The 17,436-nt window shown below is 72.9% G+C and carries 18 protein-coding genes; 12 read left to right on the forward strand and 6 right to left on the reverse strand.

What is annotated here, in order from left to right; genetic code table 11:
• Nucleotides 1-86: 86 nt before the first annotated feature.
• From ACH4D3_RS05330 to ACH4D3_RS05345, 4 genes are all read right to left on the reverse strand, one after another.
• Complete coding sequence (locus ACH4D3_RS05330) at nt 87-1,106, reverse strand: oligopeptide/dipeptide ABC transporter ATP-binding protein (protein ID WP_398316492.1); 1,020 nt, start codon at nt 1,104-1,106, stop codon at nt 87-89.
• Entirely contained in the window at nt 1,103-3,067 is a 1,965-nt protein-coding gene (locus tag ACH4D3_RS05335; RefSeq protein WP_398316494.1) for a dipeptide/oligopeptide/nickel ABC transporter permease/ATP-binding protein, read from the reverse strand. Before ACH4D3_RS05335 ends, ACH4D3_RS05330 begins: the two co-directional genes overlap by 4 nt.
• Nucleotides 3,067-4,017: an ABC transporter permease gene (locus ACH4D3_RS05340; RefSeq protein ID WP_398316496.1), complete on the reverse strand. Its 951-nt coding sequence runs from the start codon at nt 4,015-4,017 to the stop codon at nt 3,067-3,069. The genes ACH4D3_RS05335 and ACH4D3_RS05340 overlap by 1 nt, the downstream gene beginning before the upstream one ends.
• Before the next feature lie 80 nt (nt 4,018-4,097).
• Entirely contained in the window at nt 4,098-5,651 is a 1,554-nt protein-coding gene (locus tag ACH4D3_RS05345) for an ABC transporter substrate-binding protein (RefSeq protein ID WP_398316498.1), read from the reverse strand.
• A gap of 186 nt (nt 5,652-5,837) precedes the next feature.
• Between ACH4D3_RS05345 and ACH4D3_RS05350 the strand changes: the two genes are divergently transcribed.
• From ACH4D3_RS05350 to ACH4D3_RS05375, 6 genes are all read left to right on the forward strand, one after another.
• Complete coding sequence (locus ACH4D3_RS05350) at nt 5,838-6,590, forward strand: FadR/GntR family transcriptional regulator (RefSeq protein WP_398316500.1); 753 nt, start codon at nt 5,838-5,840, stop codon at nt 6,588-6,590.
• Nucleotides 6,591-6,857: 267 nt separating this feature from the next.
• Entirely contained in the window at nt 6,858-7,880 is a 1,023-nt protein-coding gene (locus ACH4D3_RS05355) for an acetylxylan esterase (RefSeq protein ID WP_398316502.1), read from the forward strand.
• A 26-nt stretch (nt 7,881-7,906) separates the two neighbouring features.
• The gene (locus tag ACH4D3_RS05360; protein WP_398316504.1) at nt 7,907-9,391 is read left to right on the forward strand and encodes an exo-alpha-sialidase; all 1,485 of its coding nucleotides are present in this window, start codon (nt 7,907-7,909) and stop codon (nt 9,389-9,391) included.
• Nucleotides 9,392-9,479: 88 nt separating this feature from the next.
• Nucleotides 9,480-10,439, forward strand: a complete 960-nt coding sequence (locus tag ACH4D3_RS05365; protein WP_398316506.1) for a dihydrodipicolinate synthase family protein — start codon at nt 9,480-9,482, stop codon at nt 10,437-10,439.
• Entirely contained in the window at nt 10,436-11,383 is a 948-nt protein-coding gene (locus ACH4D3_RS05370; protein ID WP_398316508.1) for an ROK family protein, read from the forward strand. Before ACH4D3_RS05365 ends, ACH4D3_RS05370 begins: the two co-directional genes overlap by 4 nt.
• Complete coding sequence (locus ACH4D3_RS05375) at nt 11,380-12,084, forward strand: N-acetylmannosamine-6-phosphate 2-epimerase (RefSeq protein WP_398316510.1); 705 nt, start codon at nt 11,380-11,382, stop codon at nt 12,082-12,084. The genes ACH4D3_RS05370 and ACH4D3_RS05375 overlap by 4 nt, the downstream gene beginning before the upstream one ends.
• A 97-nt stretch (nt 12,085-12,181) precedes the next feature.
• Here the strand turns inward: ACH4D3_RS05375 and ACH4D3_RS05380 are convergent, their stop codons facing one another.
• Nucleotides 12,182-13,636 (reverse strand): glyceraldehyde-3-phosphate dehydrogenase, encoded by a 1,455-nt coding sequence (locus ACH4D3_RS05380; protein WP_398316512.1) that lies wholly within the window; start codon nt 13,634-13,636, stop codon nt 12,182-12,184.
• Between the two features lie 211 nt (nt 13,637-13,847).
• Here ACH4D3_RS05380 and ACH4D3_RS05385 point away from each other — a divergent pair, with 211 nt between their 5' ends.
• Nucleotides 13,848-14,267: an SseB family protein gene (locus ACH4D3_RS05385; RefSeq protein WP_398316514.1), complete on the forward strand. Its 420-nt coding sequence runs from the start codon at nt 13,848-13,850 to the stop codon at nt 14,265-14,267.
• A gap of 33 nt (nt 14,268-14,300) precedes the next feature.
• On the opposite strand, the gene ACH4D3_RS05390 is transcribed toward ACH4D3_RS05385, so the two are convergent.
• Nucleotides 14,301-14,711: a MarR family winged helix-turn-helix transcriptional regulator gene (locus ACH4D3_RS05390; RefSeq protein WP_398316516.1), complete on the reverse strand. Its 411-nt coding sequence runs from the start codon at nt 14,709-14,711 to the stop codon at nt 14,301-14,303.
• Nucleotides 14,712-14,840: 129 nt separating this feature from the next.
• On the opposite strand from ACH4D3_RS05390, the gene ACH4D3_RS05395 reads away from it, so the two are divergent.
• The 5 genes from ACH4D3_RS05395 (at nt 14,841) to ACH4D3_RS05415 (ending at nt 17,433) form a co-directional block, all read left to right on the forward strand.
• On the forward strand, nt 14,841-15,128 hold the full coding sequence (locus ACH4D3_RS05395) for an ArsR family transcriptional regulator (protein ID WP_398316518.1): 288 nt from the start codon (nt 14,841-14,843) through the stop codon (nt 15,126-15,128).
• Nucleotides 15,129-15,380: 252 nt separating this feature from the next.
• The gene (gene crcB, locus ACH4D3_RS05400; RefSeq protein WP_398316520.1) at nt 15,381-15,845 is read left to right on the forward strand and encodes a fluoride efflux transporter CrcB; all 465 of its coding nucleotides are present in this window, start codon (nt 15,381-15,383) and stop codon (nt 15,843-15,845) included.
• Entirely contained in the window at nt 15,842-16,186 is a 345-nt protein-coding gene (locus ACH4D3_RS05405; RefSeq protein WP_398316522.1) for a DUF190 domain-containing protein, read from the forward strand. The genes crcB (ACH4D3_RS05400) and ACH4D3_RS05405 overlap by 4 nt, the downstream gene beginning before the upstream one ends.
• Nucleotides 16,183-16,557 (forward strand): fluoride efflux transporter CrcB, encoded by a 375-nt coding sequence (crcB, locus tag ACH4D3_RS05410; protein ID WP_398316524.1) that lies wholly within the window; start codon nt 16,183-16,185, stop codon nt 16,555-16,557. Before ACH4D3_RS05405 ends, crcB (ACH4D3_RS05410) begins: the two co-directional genes overlap by 4 nt.
• Before the next feature lie 39 nt (nt 16,558-16,596).
• Nucleotides 16,597-17,433, forward strand: a complete 837-nt coding sequence (locus ACH4D3_RS05415) for an undecaprenyl-diphosphate phosphatase (protein ID WP_398316525.1) — start codon at nt 16,597-16,599, stop codon at nt 17,431-17,433.
• Nucleotides 17,434-17,436 lie beyond the last annotated feature (3 nt).

Here is a 17,436-nt window from a genome sequence, read left to right on the forward strand (position 1 = left end):
TCGTATCAGCATGCCGTCGTGCCGCACGGCGCCCGGACGGGGCGTGCCCTCACACGCATGCCCCGGCCCGGGCCGGCCGATACCCGTCAGCCTCCGACCGGCGCCCCGTCCGGCGCGTCGCTCCGCTGCGGATGGACGCAGTGCCACCGATGTGCCCCGGGTCCCTGCGCCGCCGCCGGGAAGACGGTGGCGCAGGCGTCGTCCGCCTTCCAGCAGCGGGTGCGGAACGGGCAGCCGGAGGGCGGGTGGGTGGCCGAGGGCACCGGGCCGTGCAGCACGATCCGCTCGGGGCGTTCCAGCAGGCTCGGCGTCGCGGAGAGCAGCGCCTCGGTGTACGGGTGCCGGGGGGCGCCGGAGACCTCGGCGGCCCCGCCCTCCTCGACCACGCGGCCCAGGTACAGCACCGCGATGCGGTCCGCGAGGTACCGGACCGTCTGGACGTCGTGCGAGATGAACACCATGCCGAGGCCCAGCCGGGCGCGCAGGTCCACCAGCAGGTTGAGGATCTGGGCGCGCACCGACACGTCCAGGGCGCTGGTGGGCTCGTCGGCGACGATCAGCTCAGGCTCCAGCGCCAGGGCGCGGGCGATGGCCACCCGCTGGCGCTGGCCGCCGGACAGCTGACCCGGCAGCGCGTCCAGTGTGTGCCCGGGCAGCCCGACCAGGTCGAGCAGCTCCGCCACCCGTTCCTCCCGCCCGGCCCACGTGCCGCGCCGGTGCACGTCCAGCGGGTCACGCAGGATCCGGCGCACCGGCAGCCTCGGGTTCAGCGCGGTGGAGGCGTCCTGGAAGACCACGCCTACGGCGGCGCCGAACCCGGTGCGGCGCTCGGCGGCGCTCATCGTCCACAGGTCCCGGCCCCGGAAGTACACGTGTCCCTCGGTGGGGCGCTGCAGTCCGGTGACCACGCGGGCCAGCGTGGACTTGCCGCAACCCGACTCGCCGACCAGGCCGAGGATCTCGCCGGGCCGGACTTCCAGCGAGGTGTCGGTCAGGGCGTGCACGGCGTCCCGGCGCAGGATGCCGCCGCTGCGGGCCCGGTGCCGTACGTGGATGCGGTCGAGCCGGACGAGTGGGTCCATGGTGCGGTCCTCGGTGGCGGTCATCGGGCACCCTCCAGCGACTTCGCGGGCGCGGGGTGGTGGCAGGCGAAGAGGTGGTCCGGGCCCGTGTCCCGGTCGGTGGCGGGCGGCGGCGTGGTGGCGCAGAGTTCGCTGGCGGCGGCGCAGCGGGAGGCGAACCGGCAGCCCGGGCCGAAGGCCTTCGGGGCCGGTACGACGCCGCGGATCTGGTGCAGCCGCTCGGCACCCGACTCCAGCGAGACGACCGAGCCGAGCAGCCCCCGGCTGTAGTGGTGCGCCGGATCGGTCAGCAGCGCGCGGGTGTCACCGGCCTCGGCGACCTGACCGGCGTACATGACCGCGACCCGGTGGGCGAGGTCGCCGACCAGGGCGAGGTCGTGGGAGACGAGGACCATCGCGAAGCCGAGTTCGTCGCGGAGCCGGACCAGCAGCTCGACGACCTGGGCCTGCACGGTGACGTCGAGGGCGGTGGTCGGCTCGTCGGCGATCAGCAGGCGCGGACCGCGGGACAGGGCCATCGCGATCAGCACGCGCTGGCGCTGGCCGCCGGACAGCTCGTGCGGATAGCTGCGCAGGGTGCGCTCGGGGGAGAGGCCGACCAGTTCGAGCAGCTCGGCGGGGGTGCGGGTGCCGCCGCGGGAGGTGAGCCACTTCAGCTGGGTGCCGATCAGCACGGACGGGTTCAGGGACGACATGGCGTCCTGGTAGACCATCGCGATCTCCGGACCCATCAGCGCCCGGCGCTCCTTCGGGCTCAGCTTCAGCAGGTCTCGGCCCCGGTAGCGGATCTCGCCCCCGGCCTCGGCGTTGCGGGCCAGCAGGCCCATGATCGCGAGGCTGGTGACGGACTTGCCGCAGCCCGACTCGCCGACCAGGCCGAGGGTCTCGCCCTCGCGGACGGTGAAGGAGATGCCGTCGACGACGCGGGTGTCGCCGTAGCGGTCCGGGAAGCGGATGGACAGGTCCCGTACGACCAGCAGGTCGGCCGCGTCCTCGGCGAGCGGCGGCACGGCGGGCTCCACGGCCCCGAGCCGGGCCGCCAGTTCGGCGAGCGCGGCGTTCACCTCGGCCTCGTCCGCGGCGGGAGCGGCGGCGCCGGTGTTGTCGTCGGCGTCGGTGCCGCCGGTGCGGGAGCGGTCCGGGGAGGCGGCGGCGTCGGTCATGCCCTCGGAGAGCACGTTCAGCGCGAGCACCGTGACCAGCACGCACAGACCGGGGAAGAGGGTCGCCCACCAGCCGCCCGACAGCAGGATCTGCCGGCCGTAGGCCAGCACGCTGCCCCAGCTCGGGTCGGGATCCTGCACACCGGCGCCGATGAAGGACAGGCTCGCCTCGAAGATGATGGAGTCGGCCACCATGACCGTCGCGAACACCAGCACCGGCGCCGCGCAGTTGATCGCGACGTGCCGGGCCACGATGTAGCCGCGGCGGGCGCCGACGACCCGCTCGGCGGCGACGTAGTCCTCCCCGTACTGCTCCAGCACGTTGGCCCGCACCACGCGGGCGAGCGAGGGCGAGTAGACGAACGCGATGGTGAAGATGATGACCGGCACACTGGGCCCGAAGACCGCGACGAGCACGGCGGCCAGCGCGATCGGCGGGAAGGACATGACGACGTCGAGCGTGCGCATCACCGACTCGTCGGCGAGCCTGCGCGAGGTGGCCGCCAGCGCGCCCAGGGCGGAGCCGAGGACCAGGGCGAGCAGGGTCGCGCCGAGTCCGATGACCAGGGAGTAGCGCGCACCGTGCACGACGCGGGCGAACACGTCGCGCCCGGCCCGGTCGGTGCCGAACCAGTGGTCGGCGCCCGGGGCCCGGGCGGGAATGCCGGTGGCGAGCGGGTCCTGGGTGAGCAGCGGGGCGAACACCGCGCCCAGCACCACCACGAGGAGGAGCCCGAGGGCGATCCGGGAGGAGACGGGCAGCCGGCGCAGGCGGGTGCCGGGCCGGGCGAGGTGCCCGGCGAGGGAGCGTGGAGCGAACATCACACCGTCCTGATGCGCGGGTTGACGAGCAGGTAGAGCAGGTCGACGACGACGTTGACCACGAGGAAGGCGATCGCGATGGTGAGCACGGTGCCCTGGACCAGTCCCACGTCGCCGCCGTTGACCCCTTCGAGGATCAGCTTGCCCATGCCGGGCAGGTCGAAGATCGCCTCGATGACGACGGCGCCGCTGAGCATGTAACCGACCTTGACGCCCAGCACGGTCAGCGGGGTGACCAGGGCGTTGCGCAGCACCGACCGGATGATCAGGAACGGCGGCAGGCCGCTGCCCCTGGCGGTGCGCACGTAGTCGCGGTCGAGTTCGGCGACCATCGAGGTGCGGATGAGGCGGGCCAGCGACGAGGCGACCGGCAGGGCGAGGGAGAGCGCGGGCAGCGTCATGCTCTCGATCCAGCCGGAGAAGGAGTCGGCCGGGTTGACGTAGCCGCCGGTCGGGAAGAGCGGCATGTTCAGCGAGAACTGCTGGATGAGCAGGACGCCGATCCAGAACGAGGGCAGCGCGATGCCGGCCATCGACAGCACCCGGAAGACCTGGTCCGGCCAGCGGTCGCGGTAGACGGCGCTGAGGACGCCGAAGACCAGCGCCAGCACGACGGCCAGCGCGAGGCCGAGCAGGGAAAGCTGCAGCGTGAGCGGGAACGCGGTGGCGATCCGGTCGGTGACGGGCTGACTGGGCGACATGGTGACGCCGAGGTCCCCGCGCAGCAGGTCGCCCAGGAAGGCGAAGTAGCGCACGGGCAGCGGGTCGTCGAGTCCGTTCGCCTCGGCGAACGCCGCCCGCGCCTCCGGGCTCGCCGATTCGCCCAGCGCGTTGTACGCGGGGTCGGTCGGCGAGAACTGGAGGACCACGAAGACCAGCAGCGCGATGCCGAGGACCATCACCGGCATCATCGCGACGCGGCGCAGCGCGAGCCGGAGGAATGCAACCATCGTGAGGTTCCTAGCGATTGGGGCGGGGGCCGCCGCCGGTGGTGGCGCGGCGGCGGCCCGACGGCGGGGGGCGTGCGGAGTCAGCCCCGGCCGACGTCGAGGAAGGACAGTCCGGTGGTGGGCAGCGGCTTGAACCCGCTCAGCGCCCCTTCCCGCCAGGCGGTGGGCAGCTTGCGGTGCAGGATCGGGTACAGGGCGGCCTCGTCGGCGACCAGGTCGGTCACCTGGCCCCACAGCTCCTTGCGCCTGGCCTCGTCGGCCTCGGCCGCCGCCTTGTCGAGCAGCGACCTGGTCTGCTTGTAGGCGTCGCTGCCCTGCCAGCCGTAACGGTTCTCCGGCCAGAAGCCGTAGTAGAACCAGCGCAGCAGCAGATCCGCGTCGTTGCCGAAGACGGACGGGTCGCCCGGCGCCGCCAGTGCGTCGAAGTTGCCCTGGTCGATCTCGGCGTACTGCGCGGCGGACTGCTGGATGTCCAGCTTGGCGTCGACGCCGACCGCGGCCCAGCTCTCCTTGATCAGCGGCGCGATGTCCTTGACCCAGCCGTTGTCGGTGAGCATCAGCGTGAAGGAGAGCTTGTCCGCGCCCGCTTCGGCGAGCAGCTTCTTGGCCCTGGCCGGGTCGTGCGCGTAGACGGTGGCGGCCTTGTGGTAGTCCGGGTGGGTGGCCGGGACGTAGCCGGAGGCGGCCTCGGCGTTGCCCAGCAGCGCGGTGGAGATGATCTTCTCGGTGTCCAGGGCGTAGTGCAGCGCCTGGCGCACCCGCTTGTCCTTGAACCGCTCGTCGGCGCAGTTGAACATCAGGAAGAGCAGCCCGAAGGACTGGACCGACTCCACCTTGTCCTGGCCGGTGAACCCCTTGACGTCGATGTAGGGCACGTCCTCGATGGCCTGCACACGGCCCGACTTGAGCGCGCTGACCCGGGCGGACGGGTCGGACATCAGCCGCCAGATCATCTTCTTGGCCTTGGCCGGGTGCGGCCCGTTGTACTTGTCGTACGCCGCCATGACGATCTTGTCCTCGCGGACCGCCGAGACGAACTTGTACGGGCCCGAGCCCACCGGCCTGGCGTCGAAGGACTTGGCGTCCGCGCCCGCGATCTTCTTCGGCACGATCCGCACCACGGATATGCGGGACGGGAAGAGCGCGAAGGCGTACTTCAGCTTGAACTCCACCGTCGACCTGTCCACGGCCGTGACCCGGTCGACGAACGGGACGAACTGCGCCATCAGCGAGGCGTTCGCCTCGTCCAGCACCCGCTCGAAGCTGAACACCACGTCGTCCGCGGTGACCGCCGAGCCGTCGTGGAAGGTCGCGCCCTCGCGCAGGGTGGCCCGGTAGGTCGTCGCGTTGATCTTCTTGGGCATCCCGGTCGCCAGCGCCGGCCGCGCCACGAGCGTGGCCGGGTCGAGGTCGACCAGCCCCTCGAAGATGTGCATGTTCGCGGCGTACGGGGTCGCGCCCGAAGTGATCATCGGGTCGAAGCCGGTGGAGAGCGGGTAGGAGAGCCCGGCCTCGATGGTGTCGCCGCCGCTGCCCGAGCCGCCGGTGCCGTCTCCGCTGGAGGCCGGACCGCCGCAGGCCGTCAGGCCCGTGGTGACCGCGGTCGCCACACCGATGGCACTGGTGTATCTCATGAACGTGCGGCGATCGACGCCGGCTGCACTGCGCGCGGACAAGGAGTCCTCCAGGCGGGAGATGAAGAGTCGAGCAAGGTGGAGGAGGCGAGTGTGGTCGGCGCCTCACCGACGGTGCATCAGACGTCTGATGTCTGATGCTTGATAACGTGGGAACGTAGCCGGGCAAGTGAGAGGGGTCAAGAGGTGGCGGTGGGGCAAAGGGCGATTCGGCACAGGGAGCCGGAGCCCAAGACGGCACGACAACCGTTGCGCCAGGAGGTCGTCGACGGCATCAAGGCCTACATCCTGCGCAACGATCTGCGTCCGGGGGATCCGCTGCCGACCGAGCCCGCCCTGTGCGAGGCGCTCGGCGCGAGCCGGTCCAGTGTGCGGGAGGCGATCAGGATCCTGACCGCGCTCGACATCGTCGAGGTGCGGCACGGGCACGGCACCTACGTCGGCAGGCTGAGCCTGTCCGCCCTGGTGGAGAGCCTCACCTTCCGCGGCCTGCTCAGCCCCGACGACGACTTCCAGGTGATGAGCGACCTCATCGAGGTCCGGGAGCTGTTCGAACGGGGCATGGCCGAGCGGCTCGTCGCCTCGCTGGACGAGGAGCAGATCGGCCGGCTCGAGGCGCACGTCGACGAGATGCGCAGGGCCGGCGCGGGGGAGGGGCACGGGTTCGTCGAGGCGGACCGGGCCTTCCACACGCTGCTCCTGGCCCCGCTCGGCAACGACCTCATCGGCCAGCTCTCCGCGGCCTTCTGGGACGTCTACGTCATCGTCGCGCCGCATCTCGACGTGTTCACCCGCGAGCACGAGGCCGCCACCATCGCCAACCACCAGCGCATCGTGGACGCCGTGCGCGACCGTGACCCGGCCGAGTTCGCGGCGGCCCTCGCCGAGCACTACGCGCCGGTGCGGCTGCGGATCGAGGAGGCCCGCGCCCGGCGCTGACCGGGTCGCACGGACGGTGCGGGCGCCCCCGACGGGGGCGCCTTCGCCGTGCCCGGAGCCGGGCGGTCCGGCGCGCGGACCGCGGACCGGGGCACTTGACGGTCGTCTGCGGGATCTCTAATGTCCTCGATCAGCAGACATCAGACGTCTGCTGATCGAGAGTGAATCGCTCCGGCGAACCGCTCTCCTCGTCGGGACCGGCCCGGCCGGTCCCTCCCGTTCCTCCGCGCTGCGCCGCGCGCACGCCTCACCCACCGGGGCCCCTCCATGCCACTGACGGACCTCACCCTCGCCCAGTGCCTGGCACTGCGGCCCGACCTCGACGAGCCCGCCGACCTCGACGCCTTCTGGGAGCAGACCCTCCGCGAGGCCCGGGACGCCGGCGGCGCATCCGGCTTCACCCCGGTGGACACCGGCCTGACCGAGGTGACGACGCACGACGTCACGGTGCCGGGGTTCGCCGGCGAGCCCGTCCGGGGCTGGCTGCACCTGCCCGCCCGGGCGAGCGGGCCGCTCGGCTGCGTGGTGGAGTTCCTCGGCTACGGTCGCGGCCGCGGCCTGCCGCACGAGCAGGTGCTCTGGGCCAACGCCGGTTACGCCCACCTCATCATGGACACCCGCGGCCAGGGCTGGTCCACCGCGGGCGGCGACACCCCCGACACCGCCGCCCTGAACGGCACCGTCCCCGGCTTCCTCACCCGCGGCGTCGAAAGCCCCCACGACCACTACTACCGGCGGGTGTTCACCGACGCGGTGCGCTTCGTGGAGGCCGCCCTCGCCCACCCCGCCGTGGACCCGGACAAGGTCGTCGTCACCGGCGTCAGCCAGGGCGGCGGCATCGCCCTCGCGGTGGCCGGGCTCGTGCCGGACCTGGCGGGCGTGATGCCCGACGTCCCCTTCCTCTGCGACATCCGGCGCGGCGCGACGATCGCGGCCCGGCCGCCCTACACCGAGGTCGCCGAGTACCTGCGCCTGCACCGCGACCGCACCGAGGCCGTCTTCACCACCCTGTCCTACGTCGACGCCGCCCTGCTGGCCGCCCGCGCCACGGCCCCGTCGCTCTTCTCCATCGCGATGATGGACGACATCTGCCCGCCCTCGACGAGCTTCGCGGCCTACCACCGCTACGGCGGCCCGAAAGACCTGCGCGTCTACGGGTTCAACGGCCACGAGGGCGGCGGCGGCCACCACCGCCGCGAACAACTCGCCTGGGTGCGCGAACTGTTCACCGCTCCCCGCCCCGAGGCCCCCACCGTCCAGACCGCACTGCACAACCCCCGACTCGCCTGACCCCTCACCCGAGAAGAGGCCTGTTCATGCAGCGAAGAGTCACCCTGGCCGTCGGCACCGCCGCCCTGGTCGTCCTGGGCACCACCGTCCCCGCCGCCCACGCGGCCGACTCCCCCCGCCGGGCCGCCGCGGCCGCCGGCACCCTCACCTCGCAGGACCTCGCCACCGCCGGCACCGGCTCCCCCTACTACCGGATCCCCGCCCTGACCCGGACCACCGAGGGCACCCTGCTCGCCGCCTACGACGCCCGGCCCACCCTCGGCGACCTGCCCGGCAACATCGGCGTCGTCCTCAGGCGCAGCACCGACGGCGGCACCACCTGGCAGCCCCAGCAGGTCGTGCGCAAGGACGCCGCCCCCAAGGGCTACGGCGACCCCAGCCTCCTCGTCGACCGCGAGACCGGCCGCGTCTTCCTCTTCTACGCGGCCTCCGTGAACCAGGGCTTCTTCGGCTCGGCCACCGGCAACGACGAGAGCGACCCCGACGTCCTCCAGGCCGACTACAGCTACTCCGACGACGACGGCCTCACCTGGCAGCACGAGCGGATCACCGCCGACATCAAGGACCCCTCCTGGGCCGGCCTGTTCGCCGCCTCCGGCGAGGGCATCCAGCTGCGCCACGGCACCTACAAGGGCCGCCTGATCCAGCAGTACGCCATCCGCAAGGACGGCGCCAACTACGCGGTGAGCGCCTACAGCGACGACCACGGCGCCACCTGGAGGATGGGCACCCCCGTCGGCCCCGGCGGCGACGAGAACAAGACCGTGGAGCTGTCCGACGGCCGCGTCATGCTCAACAACCGCTCCAGGCCCTACCGGACGGTCGCCCACTCCACCGACGGCGGCGTCACCTACACCCCCTTCCAGCAGGACACCGAGCTGCCGGACCCGGCCAACAACGGCTCCGTCACGCGGTTCGCGCCCAACGTGGACGCCTCGCACCCGCGCGCCTCGTGGCTGCTGTTCAGCAACACCGCCACGACCGACAGCCGCAGCAACCTCACCGTCCGCCTCTCCTGCGACAACGGGCAGACCTGGCCGGTGCGCAGGACCGTCGAGTCCGGCGCCGCCGCCTACTCGACACTCACCCCGCTCAGCGACGGCACGGGCCCCAACCCGGGCATCGGCCTGCTGTGGGAGCGGGGCAACGTCGACCACATCACCTACTCCTCCTTCGACCTGACGTGGCTCGGCGGAGTCTGCGCGCCGGTCACCGTCACCTCGCCCGCCTCCCTGCCCGCCGGGCGGACCACCACCGTCACCGTCCGCGTCGTCAGCCAGAACGACGTACCGCTCCCCGCCGGCACGGTCTCGCTCGACCTGCCGGACGGCTGGAGCGCCCCGGAGACCACCGTGCCCGCCCTCAACCCCGGGCAGGGCGCCAACATGAAGATCCCCGTCACGGTCCCCGCGAACGCCACCGCGGGCGACGTGCGGGCCACCGCGGCCTACGAGGTCCGCGGTGGCCGGCACTCCTACGGCGACACGACGTTCACCGTCACCCAGCCGTAGCCGGCCACGGGCCGCCCGGCGCCGGCACCCCGGCGCCCGGCGGCCCGTTCCACCCGTTCCACCACCCGCACAGCCCAGGAGAAACACCATGTCCTCGTCCCAGCCCCTGAGCGGCGTCGTGCCGCCCGTCTGCACTCCTCTGGACGCGTCGGGCGAAGTCGACACCGCCTCGCTCACCCGGCTCGTCGAGCACCTCGTCGGCGGGGGAGTGCACGGGCTGTTCGCCCTGGGCTCCAGCAGCGAGGCCGCCTTCCTCACCGACCGGCAGCGGGCCGCCGCCCTCGACACCGTCGTCGAGGCGGTCGCGGGCCGCGTCCCCGTCCTCGCCGGTGTCATCGACATGACCACCCCCCGGGTACTCGTCCACGCCGAGGCCGCCCGCGCGGCCGGTGCCGACGCCCTGGTGGCCACCGCCCCCTTCTACGCCCGCACCCACCCGCGCGAGATCGCCGCCCACTTCCGCGCGATCCGCTCCGCCGTCGACCTGCCCCTGTACGCCTACGACCTCCCCGTCTCCGTGCACAGCAAGCTCTCCGCCGCCCTGGTGCGCGAACTTGCCGAGGACGGCACGCTGGCCGGGCTCAAGGACAGCAGCGGCGACGAGGGCGGCCTGCGCCGGCTCGTCGTCGAACTGGGCGGACGACACGGTCGCGCCGACGGCCCCGCCCCCTGCTTCAGCATCCTCACCGGTTCCGAACTGACCGTGGACGCCGCCCTGCTGGCCGGCGCCGACGGCGTGGTCCCGGGCCTCGGCAACGTCGACCCCGCCGGATACGTCCGCCTCTACGACGCCGTGCGCGGCGGCGACCTGGACGGCGCGGCCAAGGAACAGGAGCGGCTCGTCGAGCTGTTCGGCCTGGTCGACGCGGGCCCGGAGAGCGAGATGGGCCGCAACTCCTCGGCCATCGGCGCCTTCAAGCACGCCCTGCGGCTGCTCGGAGTGTTCAGCCACGGCACCACCGCCGCGCCGCAGATCCAGCTGGGCGAGGACTCCGTCGCCCACGTCGAGCGGCACCTGCGCGGCGCCGGGCTGCTGCCGGTCCGATGACCGCACCGCACCCCGACGCGCCGGTCATCGGCCTCGACCTGGGCGGTACGAAGATCGCCGCCGCCCTCGTCGGGACCGACGGCACGGTGCTCGCCCGGCACACCCTGCCCACCCCGGCGACGGAGGGCGCCGAGGTGGTGCTGGACGCCCTGGCCATCGCCGCCCGCGCGGTGCGGGTCCATGGCACCACCGCGATCGGCGTCGCCGCGGCCGGCGTGATCGACCCCGTCACCGGGACCGTCACCAGCGCCACCGACACCATCCGCGGCTGGGCCGGCACCGCCCTCGCGGCCGGTCTCGCCACCCGTACCGGCCTGCCCGTGGCCTGCGACAACGACGTACGCGCCGCCGCCGCGACGGAACTGTACGGCCCGGACGACGACGGCACCCTCCTCTACGCCGCCGTCGGCACCGGAGTCGGCGGGGCGGTCGCCGCCGCGGGCCGCATGCTGCACGGAGCCGCCGGAATCGCGGGGCACCTCGGGCACCTGCCCAGCCCGGAGGCCGACGGGCTGCCCTGCACCTGCGGGGCCACCGGCCACCTGGAGGCGGTCGCGGCGGGCCCCGCCATCACCGCCCACTGCGCACGGCTCGGCGGAGAACCGGCCGACCGGCTCCAGACCGTCGCCGCACGCGCCGCCCTGGGCGACCCGCACGCCAGGGCGGCCATCACGCTCGGCGCCCGCGCCACCGGCCGGGTCCTCGGCGGCCTCGCCAACGCGCTCGGCCCGCACCGCGTCGTCGTCGCCGGGGGCGTGCCCCGCATCGGCGCCCTGTACTGGGACGCCCTGTGCGCGGCTTTCAGCGCCGAACTCATGCCGCCGCTGCGCGGCCTGCGCCCGCGCCTGCCGCGGGGCGGCGCCGACGCCGCGGTCCTCGGGGCGGCCGCGCTGCCCCGCACCCTGCCCCTGCACCAGCCCCCCACCACCGGAGCCCCGTCATGACCCCGCCCCCGGTCGCGCCCCCGACCTCGCCTCCGTCCCTGGCCGAGCGGCTCAAGGGCCGCCTGATCGTGTCCTGCCAGGCACCTCCCGGCGATCCGATGCGCCACACCGACACCCTGGTCCGCATGACCCTGGCGGCGCGCTCCGGCGGCGCGGCGGCCGTACGCGTCAACGACCCCGAGGTCGTCGCCGCCACCGTCGCGGCCGTCGACCTTCCGGTGATCGGTCTGTGGAAGGACGGCGACAGCGGCGTCTTCATCACCCCGACCGTGCGCCACGCGCTGGCCCTGGTGGAGGCGGGGGCCGCGGTCGTCGCCGCCGACGCCACCGCGCGTCCGCGGCCCGACGGCAGCACCTTCGCCGACCTGGTCGAGGCCGTCCACGCGGCGGGCGTCCTGGTCATGGCCGACGTCTCGACGCTCGGCGAGGGTCGCGCGGCAGCCGGCCAGGGGGCGGACTTCCTCGGCACCACACTGTCCGGCTACGTGCCGGGCTCCCCGGTGCAGGACGCCCCCGACCTGGCCCTCGTGACCGACCTCGCCGGTGCGCTGGACACCCCGGTGATCGCCGAGGGCCGTATCGCGACTCCCGGGCAGGCCGCGCGGGCACTCGCCGCGGGTGCGCACAGCGTCGTCGTCGGCACCGCCATCACGGCACCGACCGCGCTGACCCGGCTCTTCGCGGACGCGCTGGCGCCCTGAACCGGCACGTGCGAGGGGCGGTGGGAACCCGTGTCCCACCGCCCCTCGCGCACGCTCGCGCTTCCGTGTCGCCCGGACCGGACCGGATCTGATCCGATCAGACTGCCGGAGCCGGGTACGTGGGGTACTCCACCCCGGAGACGTGCTGGACGACGCGGACGACCTGGCAGGAGTAGCCGAACTCGTTGTCGTACCAGAGGTAGAGGATCGCGTTGTCGCCCTCGACCTTCAGCGCGCCCGCGTCCACGATCGAGGCGTGGCGCGAGCCGATGAAGTCGCTGGAGACGGCGTCGGGCGCGCCGATGAAGTCGATCTGGCGCTTGAGCGGCGAGGTCAGCGACACCTCGCGCAGGTGGTCCAGGACCTCTTCGCGGCTCGCCTCGCGGGCCAGCTGGAGGTTGAGGATCGCGATCGACACGTCCGGCACGGGCACCCGGATCGAGCTGCCGGTGATCCGCGCCTTCAGGTCGGGCAGCGCCTTGGCGACCGCGGAGGCGGCGCCGGTCTCCGTGAGGACCATGTTCATCGGCGCGCTGCGGCCGCGGCGGTCCGACTTGTGGTAGTTGTCCAGCAGGTTCTGGTCGTTGGTGAAGGAGTGCACCGTCTCCACGTGACCGCGCAGCACCCCGTACTCGTCCTCCATCGCCTTCAGCGGCGGGACGATCGCGTTGGTGGTGCAGGACGCGCAGGACAGGATCCGCTCGTCCGGCTTGATGGTGTCGTGGTTGACGCCGTGGACGATGTTCGGGACGTCGCCCTTGCCCGGCGCGGTCAGCACGACCTTGTCGATGCCCGGGCGCAGGTGCTTCGACAGGCCCTCGCGGTCGCGCCACTTGCCGGTGTTGTCGATCAGGATGGCGTCCTTGATGCCGTACGCCGTGTAGTCGACCTGCGTCGGGTCGTCCGCGTAGATCACCTTGATGGCGTTGCCGTTGGCGAGGATCGTGCTGTTGTCCTCGTCGACGGTGATCGTGCCCTGGAACTGGCCGTGCACGGAGTCGCGGCGCAGCAGCGAGGCGCGCTTGACGATGTCCTCGGCGGCCCGCTCCCCGCCCCCGCGGACGACGATGGCGCGCAGCCGGAGCCCGTTGCCCGACCCGGCCTTCTCGATGAGCAGGCGGGCGACGAGCCGGCCGATGCGGCCGAAGCCGTACAGGACGACGTCGCGGCCGTCCCGCCGGTCGATCTTGTTGGCGCCGGTGGCACCGGCGACGGCCTCGGCGGTGAACTCCTCCACCGACAGACCCCGGTCGTCGCCGCGGTAGGTCGCGGCGAGCATGCCGATGTCGATCTGCGAGGGGCCGAGGTCCAGCGCGGTGAGCGCGCGCAGGAAGGGCATCGTCTCGGTGACCGACAGCTCCGCCCCGGCGATCTGGCGGGCGAAGCGGTGGGTCTTGAGGATGCTGACCACCGACTTGTTCACCAGGGAACGGCTGTGCAGCAGGATCGTGACGTCCTGCTCCCGGTGCAGCTTCCCGATCATCGGGATCATCGATTCCGCGGTCTCTTCGCGGTGCTTCCAGTTGGTGAACGAGTCGTCGTTGACAGTCACGTCTCTATCTTTCGAGCTAGGCGGCGCTCATATGCTAACCCCACCGCGTTGTCGATCGATCAAGTGGGCCCCTCGCCGATCAGATGAGTACGGGATCGTGTACGTGGCTCGAACAGGGTTGCGCCGTGGGTGACCGGGTACGCGAGGCTGGACCGCGTCCGCGCCGATCGTCCGTGCGGGCCGTAACGCCGCCGCTACCAGGGAAAATGCCATGGAGACACCCGCCAACGACCACCCCGTGACACCCGCGCAGCGGGCACTGGACACGCTCGCCGAGACCACCGACACCGGCGAGACCGCCGACAACACGGCGGCGCTCGACACGCTCGCGAGCAGCGACGTCCTCGTGCCGGTGCCCGACGACGCGAACGACCAGGACGCCGCCGACCCCGGGATGCTGGCACTGCCGGTCCTGGAACAGCAGGGCGGCGGCCAGGTGGTGCCCGTGTTCACCTCGGAACTGGAGATGGCCGACCTGCTGCCGTACGTCTCCCGCTACCGCATGGTGCCGCTCGGCGCCCTCGCCGCGCAGTGGCCGGCCGACGACCTGTCGCTGTCCATCGACGCCGGCTCGGAGCACCGCCTCACCCTCACCTCGGACGGCGTGCGCACCCTGCTGGCCCGTCCCTGAGGCCGAGGCCGGGGCGGAGGCCCGCGTCCCGGGTCAGGGGCGGGGGCCTTCGTCGTCGTCGCCGAGCGTGCGGGCCAGCGCGGCCCGCTGCAGCGGCAGTATCTCGGCGTGCAGCTCACGGCCCCTGGAGGTCGGCGTGACGTACACGCCGCGCCGGTCCTCCGCGCACATGGAGCGCCGCACCAGCCCGTCCTTCTCCAGCCGGGCGATGAGCCGGGACAGCGCGCTCTGGCTGAGGTGGACCCGGCCGACCAGGTTCTGCACCCGGCACCGGTCGCCGTCGTCGGGCGCACCGGTCACGAGGAGGTCGAGCACCTCGAAGTCGCTCGCGCCCAGCCCGTGCGGGTGCAGCGCCCGGTCGATCTCGCACATCGTGCGTGCGTGCACCGACAGGATGTCCCGCCACCGTTCCTCGAGCCGCGCACCGGCCGTCCTGGCTCCCATGACTGAACGGTAGCACCGGAACCGATATTGGTTGAATGTGCAAATGGCCCGGTTGCCGGACAACCGGGCCCCGGCTGCGGGAAGGTGGAGGGACACGGTACGGGCGGGCCCGCACGGAGGGAGGACGCGATGCCGAGGACCCCCGTGCACGGCACACGTCTCGACATCCTGGAGTGGCTGAGGGACCCGGCCGCGCACTTCCCGCCGCAGCGTCACGTCGACCCCGCGGAGCACGGTGTCCACGCGGGCTCCGTCGCCGCGAGGCTGGGCGTCTCCCGCCGGGTGGCCGAGACCCACCTCGGGCTCCTCACCCGCCTCGGCCTGCTCCGCACCACCCGGATCCGCCGCCGCACCTACTACCGGCGCGACGAGGTGCGGATCGCCGAGGTGGCCCGGATGTTCGAGAAGGGCTGGTAGGCGCCGACGCCTCCCGGCAGGACCCGGGCGCCTCCCGGCAGGACCCGGGCGCCTCCCGGAGCGACCCGGGCGCCCTCCCGGAGTGACCCGGGCGCCGCCCCGGCGTTACGCTGAGCATTCAGCCGCGGCCCGAGGGGCGCGGCGCGGCGGTGGGGCCCGCCGTACCCGAACCGCGGCCGGCGCCGCCAACGGTCCCTACTTGACCAGCGCAGGAGGGCATCCCCCTGCCCGGCGAGTAGGAGACGTACGACCATGGCAGTCCCGAAGACCGGGCGTCCCGGCGGCATCCGGGCCACCACCCCGAGACGGTCCGCGTGGCGCACCCAGGCACCGGTCGTCGCGGTCGTGGCCCTCGGCGGAGGCACCGGAGCAGCCGCCCGCTACGCGGCCTCCCTCTGGTGGCCGACACCGCCCGGGGGCTTCCCCTGGACGACCTTCGGGGTCAACGCCGTCGGCTGTGCCGTGATCGGCGTCTTCATGGTGGTCATCACCGAGCTCCGGCCCGCCCACCCCCTGGTCCGGCCCTTCTTCGGCACCGGTGTGCTCGGCGGCTTCACCACCTTCTCCACCTACGCCGTCGACAGCCGGTCCCTGTTCGCCGACGGCCGGGTCCCCACCGGCCTGGCCTACCTCGCCGCGACCCCGCTCGCGGCACTCACGGCGGTGTGGCTCGCCGCATGGGCGGCCCGCCGGGTCCTGAAGTGGAGGCAGTCATGACGAGGCTGACCGGCGGCGCCCTGCGCCTGACCGTGTACGTCGGCGAGAACGACACCTGGCACCACCGCCCCCTGTACTCGGAGATCGTCCACCGCGCGCACGCCGCGGGCCTGGCCGGTGCCAGCGTCTTCCGCGGCGTCGAGGGCTTCGGCGCCTCCTCGCTCATCCACACCACCCGGCTGCTGTCCCTGAGCGAGGACCTGCCGGTGGCCGTCGTCGTCGTCGACACCGAGGACCGGGTCCGGGGCTTCCTGCCGGTGCTCGACGAACTCGTCACCGAGGGCCTGGTCACCCTCGACCCGTGCGAGGTCGTCAGGTACGAGGGCCGGAGGCAGTCGTGAACTGGCTCCTCGTCGTCGCGGGCGGCATGATCGGCGCCCCGCTGCGCTACCTCACCGACCGCGCCGTGCAGTCCCGGCACGACTCCGTCTTCCCCTGGGGCACCTTCACGGTGAACGTGATCGGCAGCGTCGTCCTCGGCCTGCTGACCGGCGCCGCCCTGGCCGGAGCGGTCGGCTCCGAGCTGCGGCTGCTGCTGGGCACCGGGCTGTGCGGCGCCCTCACCACCTACTCGACCTTCTCCTACGAGACGCTCCGGCTGACCGAGACCGGCGCGCGCCTGCACGCCGCCGTGAACGTCGGGGGAAGCGTGGCGGCCGGCCTCGCGGCGGCGTTCGCGGGGGTGACTCTGGCCGACGCGCTCTGGACCTGACGCCGGGCACACAGCCCGGTGTAGTAGGAACTGGATGCCATGAGTGCCATCAGCATCGGTCAGGCCGTCGTCCTCGGAGCCGTCGAGGGGGTGACCGAGTTCCTGCCCGTCTCCTCCACCGGACACCTCAAGATCGTCGAGGGGCTGATGGGCATCCCGGTCGACGACGACGCCGTCATCGGCTTCTCCGCGGTCATCCAGGTCGGCGCGATCGCCGCCGTGCTCGTCTACTTCTCCAAGGACATCGCGCGGATCGTCTCCGCCTGGGGACGCGGGCTGCGCGACCGCGAGGAGCGGTACCACCACGACTACAAGTTCGCCTGGTGGGTCATCTTCGCCACCGTCCCCATCGTCCTCGTCGGCCTCGCCGCCAAGCCACTGATCAAGGGCCCGCTCGCCTCGCTGTGGGTGGTCGCCGGCTCGCTGATCGTCGGCAGCGGCGTGATGTGGTGGGCCGACTGCACCGGCCGGCACAAGCGGGGCGAGGACGACACGTCCTTCAAGGACGCGATGCTGGTCGGCGGCTCCCAGATCCTCGCCCTGCTCTTCCCGGGCTTCTCCCGCTCCGGTGCCACCATGTCCACCGCCCTGATGCTCGACCTGGACCGGGTCGCCGCCACCCGGCTGTCCTTCTTCCTCGGCATCCCGGCCCTGACCGGAGCCGGACTGTACGAGCTGAAGGACGCCCTGGGCACGGGAGCGGGTGCCGCGCCCCTGGCGGTCGGCACCCTGGTCTCCTTCGTGGTGGCCTACGCGTCCATCGCCTGGCTGCTGAAGTTCGTCGCCAAGCACACCTTCAACGCGTTCGTCGTCTACCGGATCGCGGTCGGCGTCCTGTTGTTCGGGCTGCTCGGCACCGGCGTGCTGCAGAGCTGACCG

The organism is Streptomyces sp. NPDC018026 (assembly GCF_044327745.1).
GTDB lineage: Bacteria > Actinomycetota > Actinomycetes > Streptomycetales > Streptomycetaceae > Streptomyces > Streptomyces rubrogriseus.

What these genes read in the sequence shown, in the direction of transcription:
- ACH4D3_RS05390 (WP_398316516.1), bottom strand. Translation starts at nt 14,711, where the DNA reads ATGGGAGCCAGGACGGCCGGTGCGCGGCTCGAGGAACGGTGGCGGGAC.
- ACH4D3_RS05375 (WP_398316510.1), top strand. Translation starts at nt 11,380, where the DNA reads ATGACCCCGCCCCCGGTCGCGCCCCCGACCTCGCCTCCGTCCCTGGCC.
- ACH4D3_RS05370 (WP_398316508.1), top strand. Translation starts at nt 10,436, where the DNA reads ATGACCGCACCGCACCCCGACGCGCCGGTCATCGGCCTCGACCTGGGC.
- crcB (WP_398316520.1), top strand. Translation starts at nt 15,381, where the DNA reads ATGGCAGTCCCGAAGACCGGGCGTCCCGGCGGCATCCGGGCCACCACC.
- ACH4D3_RS05365 (WP_398316506.1), top strand. Translation starts at nt 9,480, where the DNA reads ATGTCCTCGTCCCAGCCCCTGAGCGGCGTCGTGCCGCCCGTCTGCACT.
- ACH4D3_RS05415 (WP_398316525.1), top strand. Translation starts at nt 16,597, where the DNA reads ATGAGTGCCATCAGCATCGGTCAGGCCGTCGTCCTCGGAGCCGTCGAG.
- ACH4D3_RS05335 (WP_398316494.1), bottom strand. Translation starts at nt 3,067, where the DNA reads ATGTTCGCTCCACGCTCCCTCGCCGGGCACCTCGCCCGGCCCGGCACC.
- ACH4D3_RS05385 (WP_398316514.1), top strand. Translation starts at nt 13,848, where the DNA reads ATGGAGACACCCGCCAACGACCACCCCGTGACACCCGCGCAGCGGGCA.
- ACH4D3_RS05395 (WP_398316518.1), top strand. Translation starts at nt 14,841, where the DNA reads ATGCCGAGGACCCCCGTGCACGGCACACGTCTCGACATCCTGGAGTGG.
- ACH4D3_RS05340 (WP_398316496.1), bottom strand. Translation starts at nt 4,017, where the DNA reads ATGGTTGCATTCCTCCGGCTCGCGCTGCGCCGCGTCGCGATGATGCCG.
- ACH4D3_RS05355 (WP_398316502.1), top strand. Translation starts at nt 6,858, where the DNA reads ATGCCACTGACGGACCTCACCCTCGCCCAGTGCCTGGCACTGCGGCCC.
- ACH4D3_RS05330 (WP_398316492.1), bottom strand. Translation starts at nt 1,106, where the DNA reads ATGACCGCCACCGAGGACCGCACCATGGACCCACTCGTCCGGCTCGAC.
- ACH4D3_RS05405 (WP_398316522.1), top strand. Translation starts at nt 15,842, where the DNA reads ATGACGAGGCTGACCGGCGGCGCCCTGCGCCTGACCGTGTACGTCGGC.
- ACH4D3_RS05345 (WP_398316498.1), bottom strand. Translation starts at nt 5,651, where the DNA reads ATGAGATACACCAGTGCCATCGGTGTGGCGACCGCGGTCACCACGGGC.
- ACH4D3_RS05360 (WP_398316504.1), top strand. Translation starts at nt 7,907, where the DNA reads ATGCAGCGAAGAGTCACCCTGGCCGTCGGCACCGCCGCCCTGGTCGTC.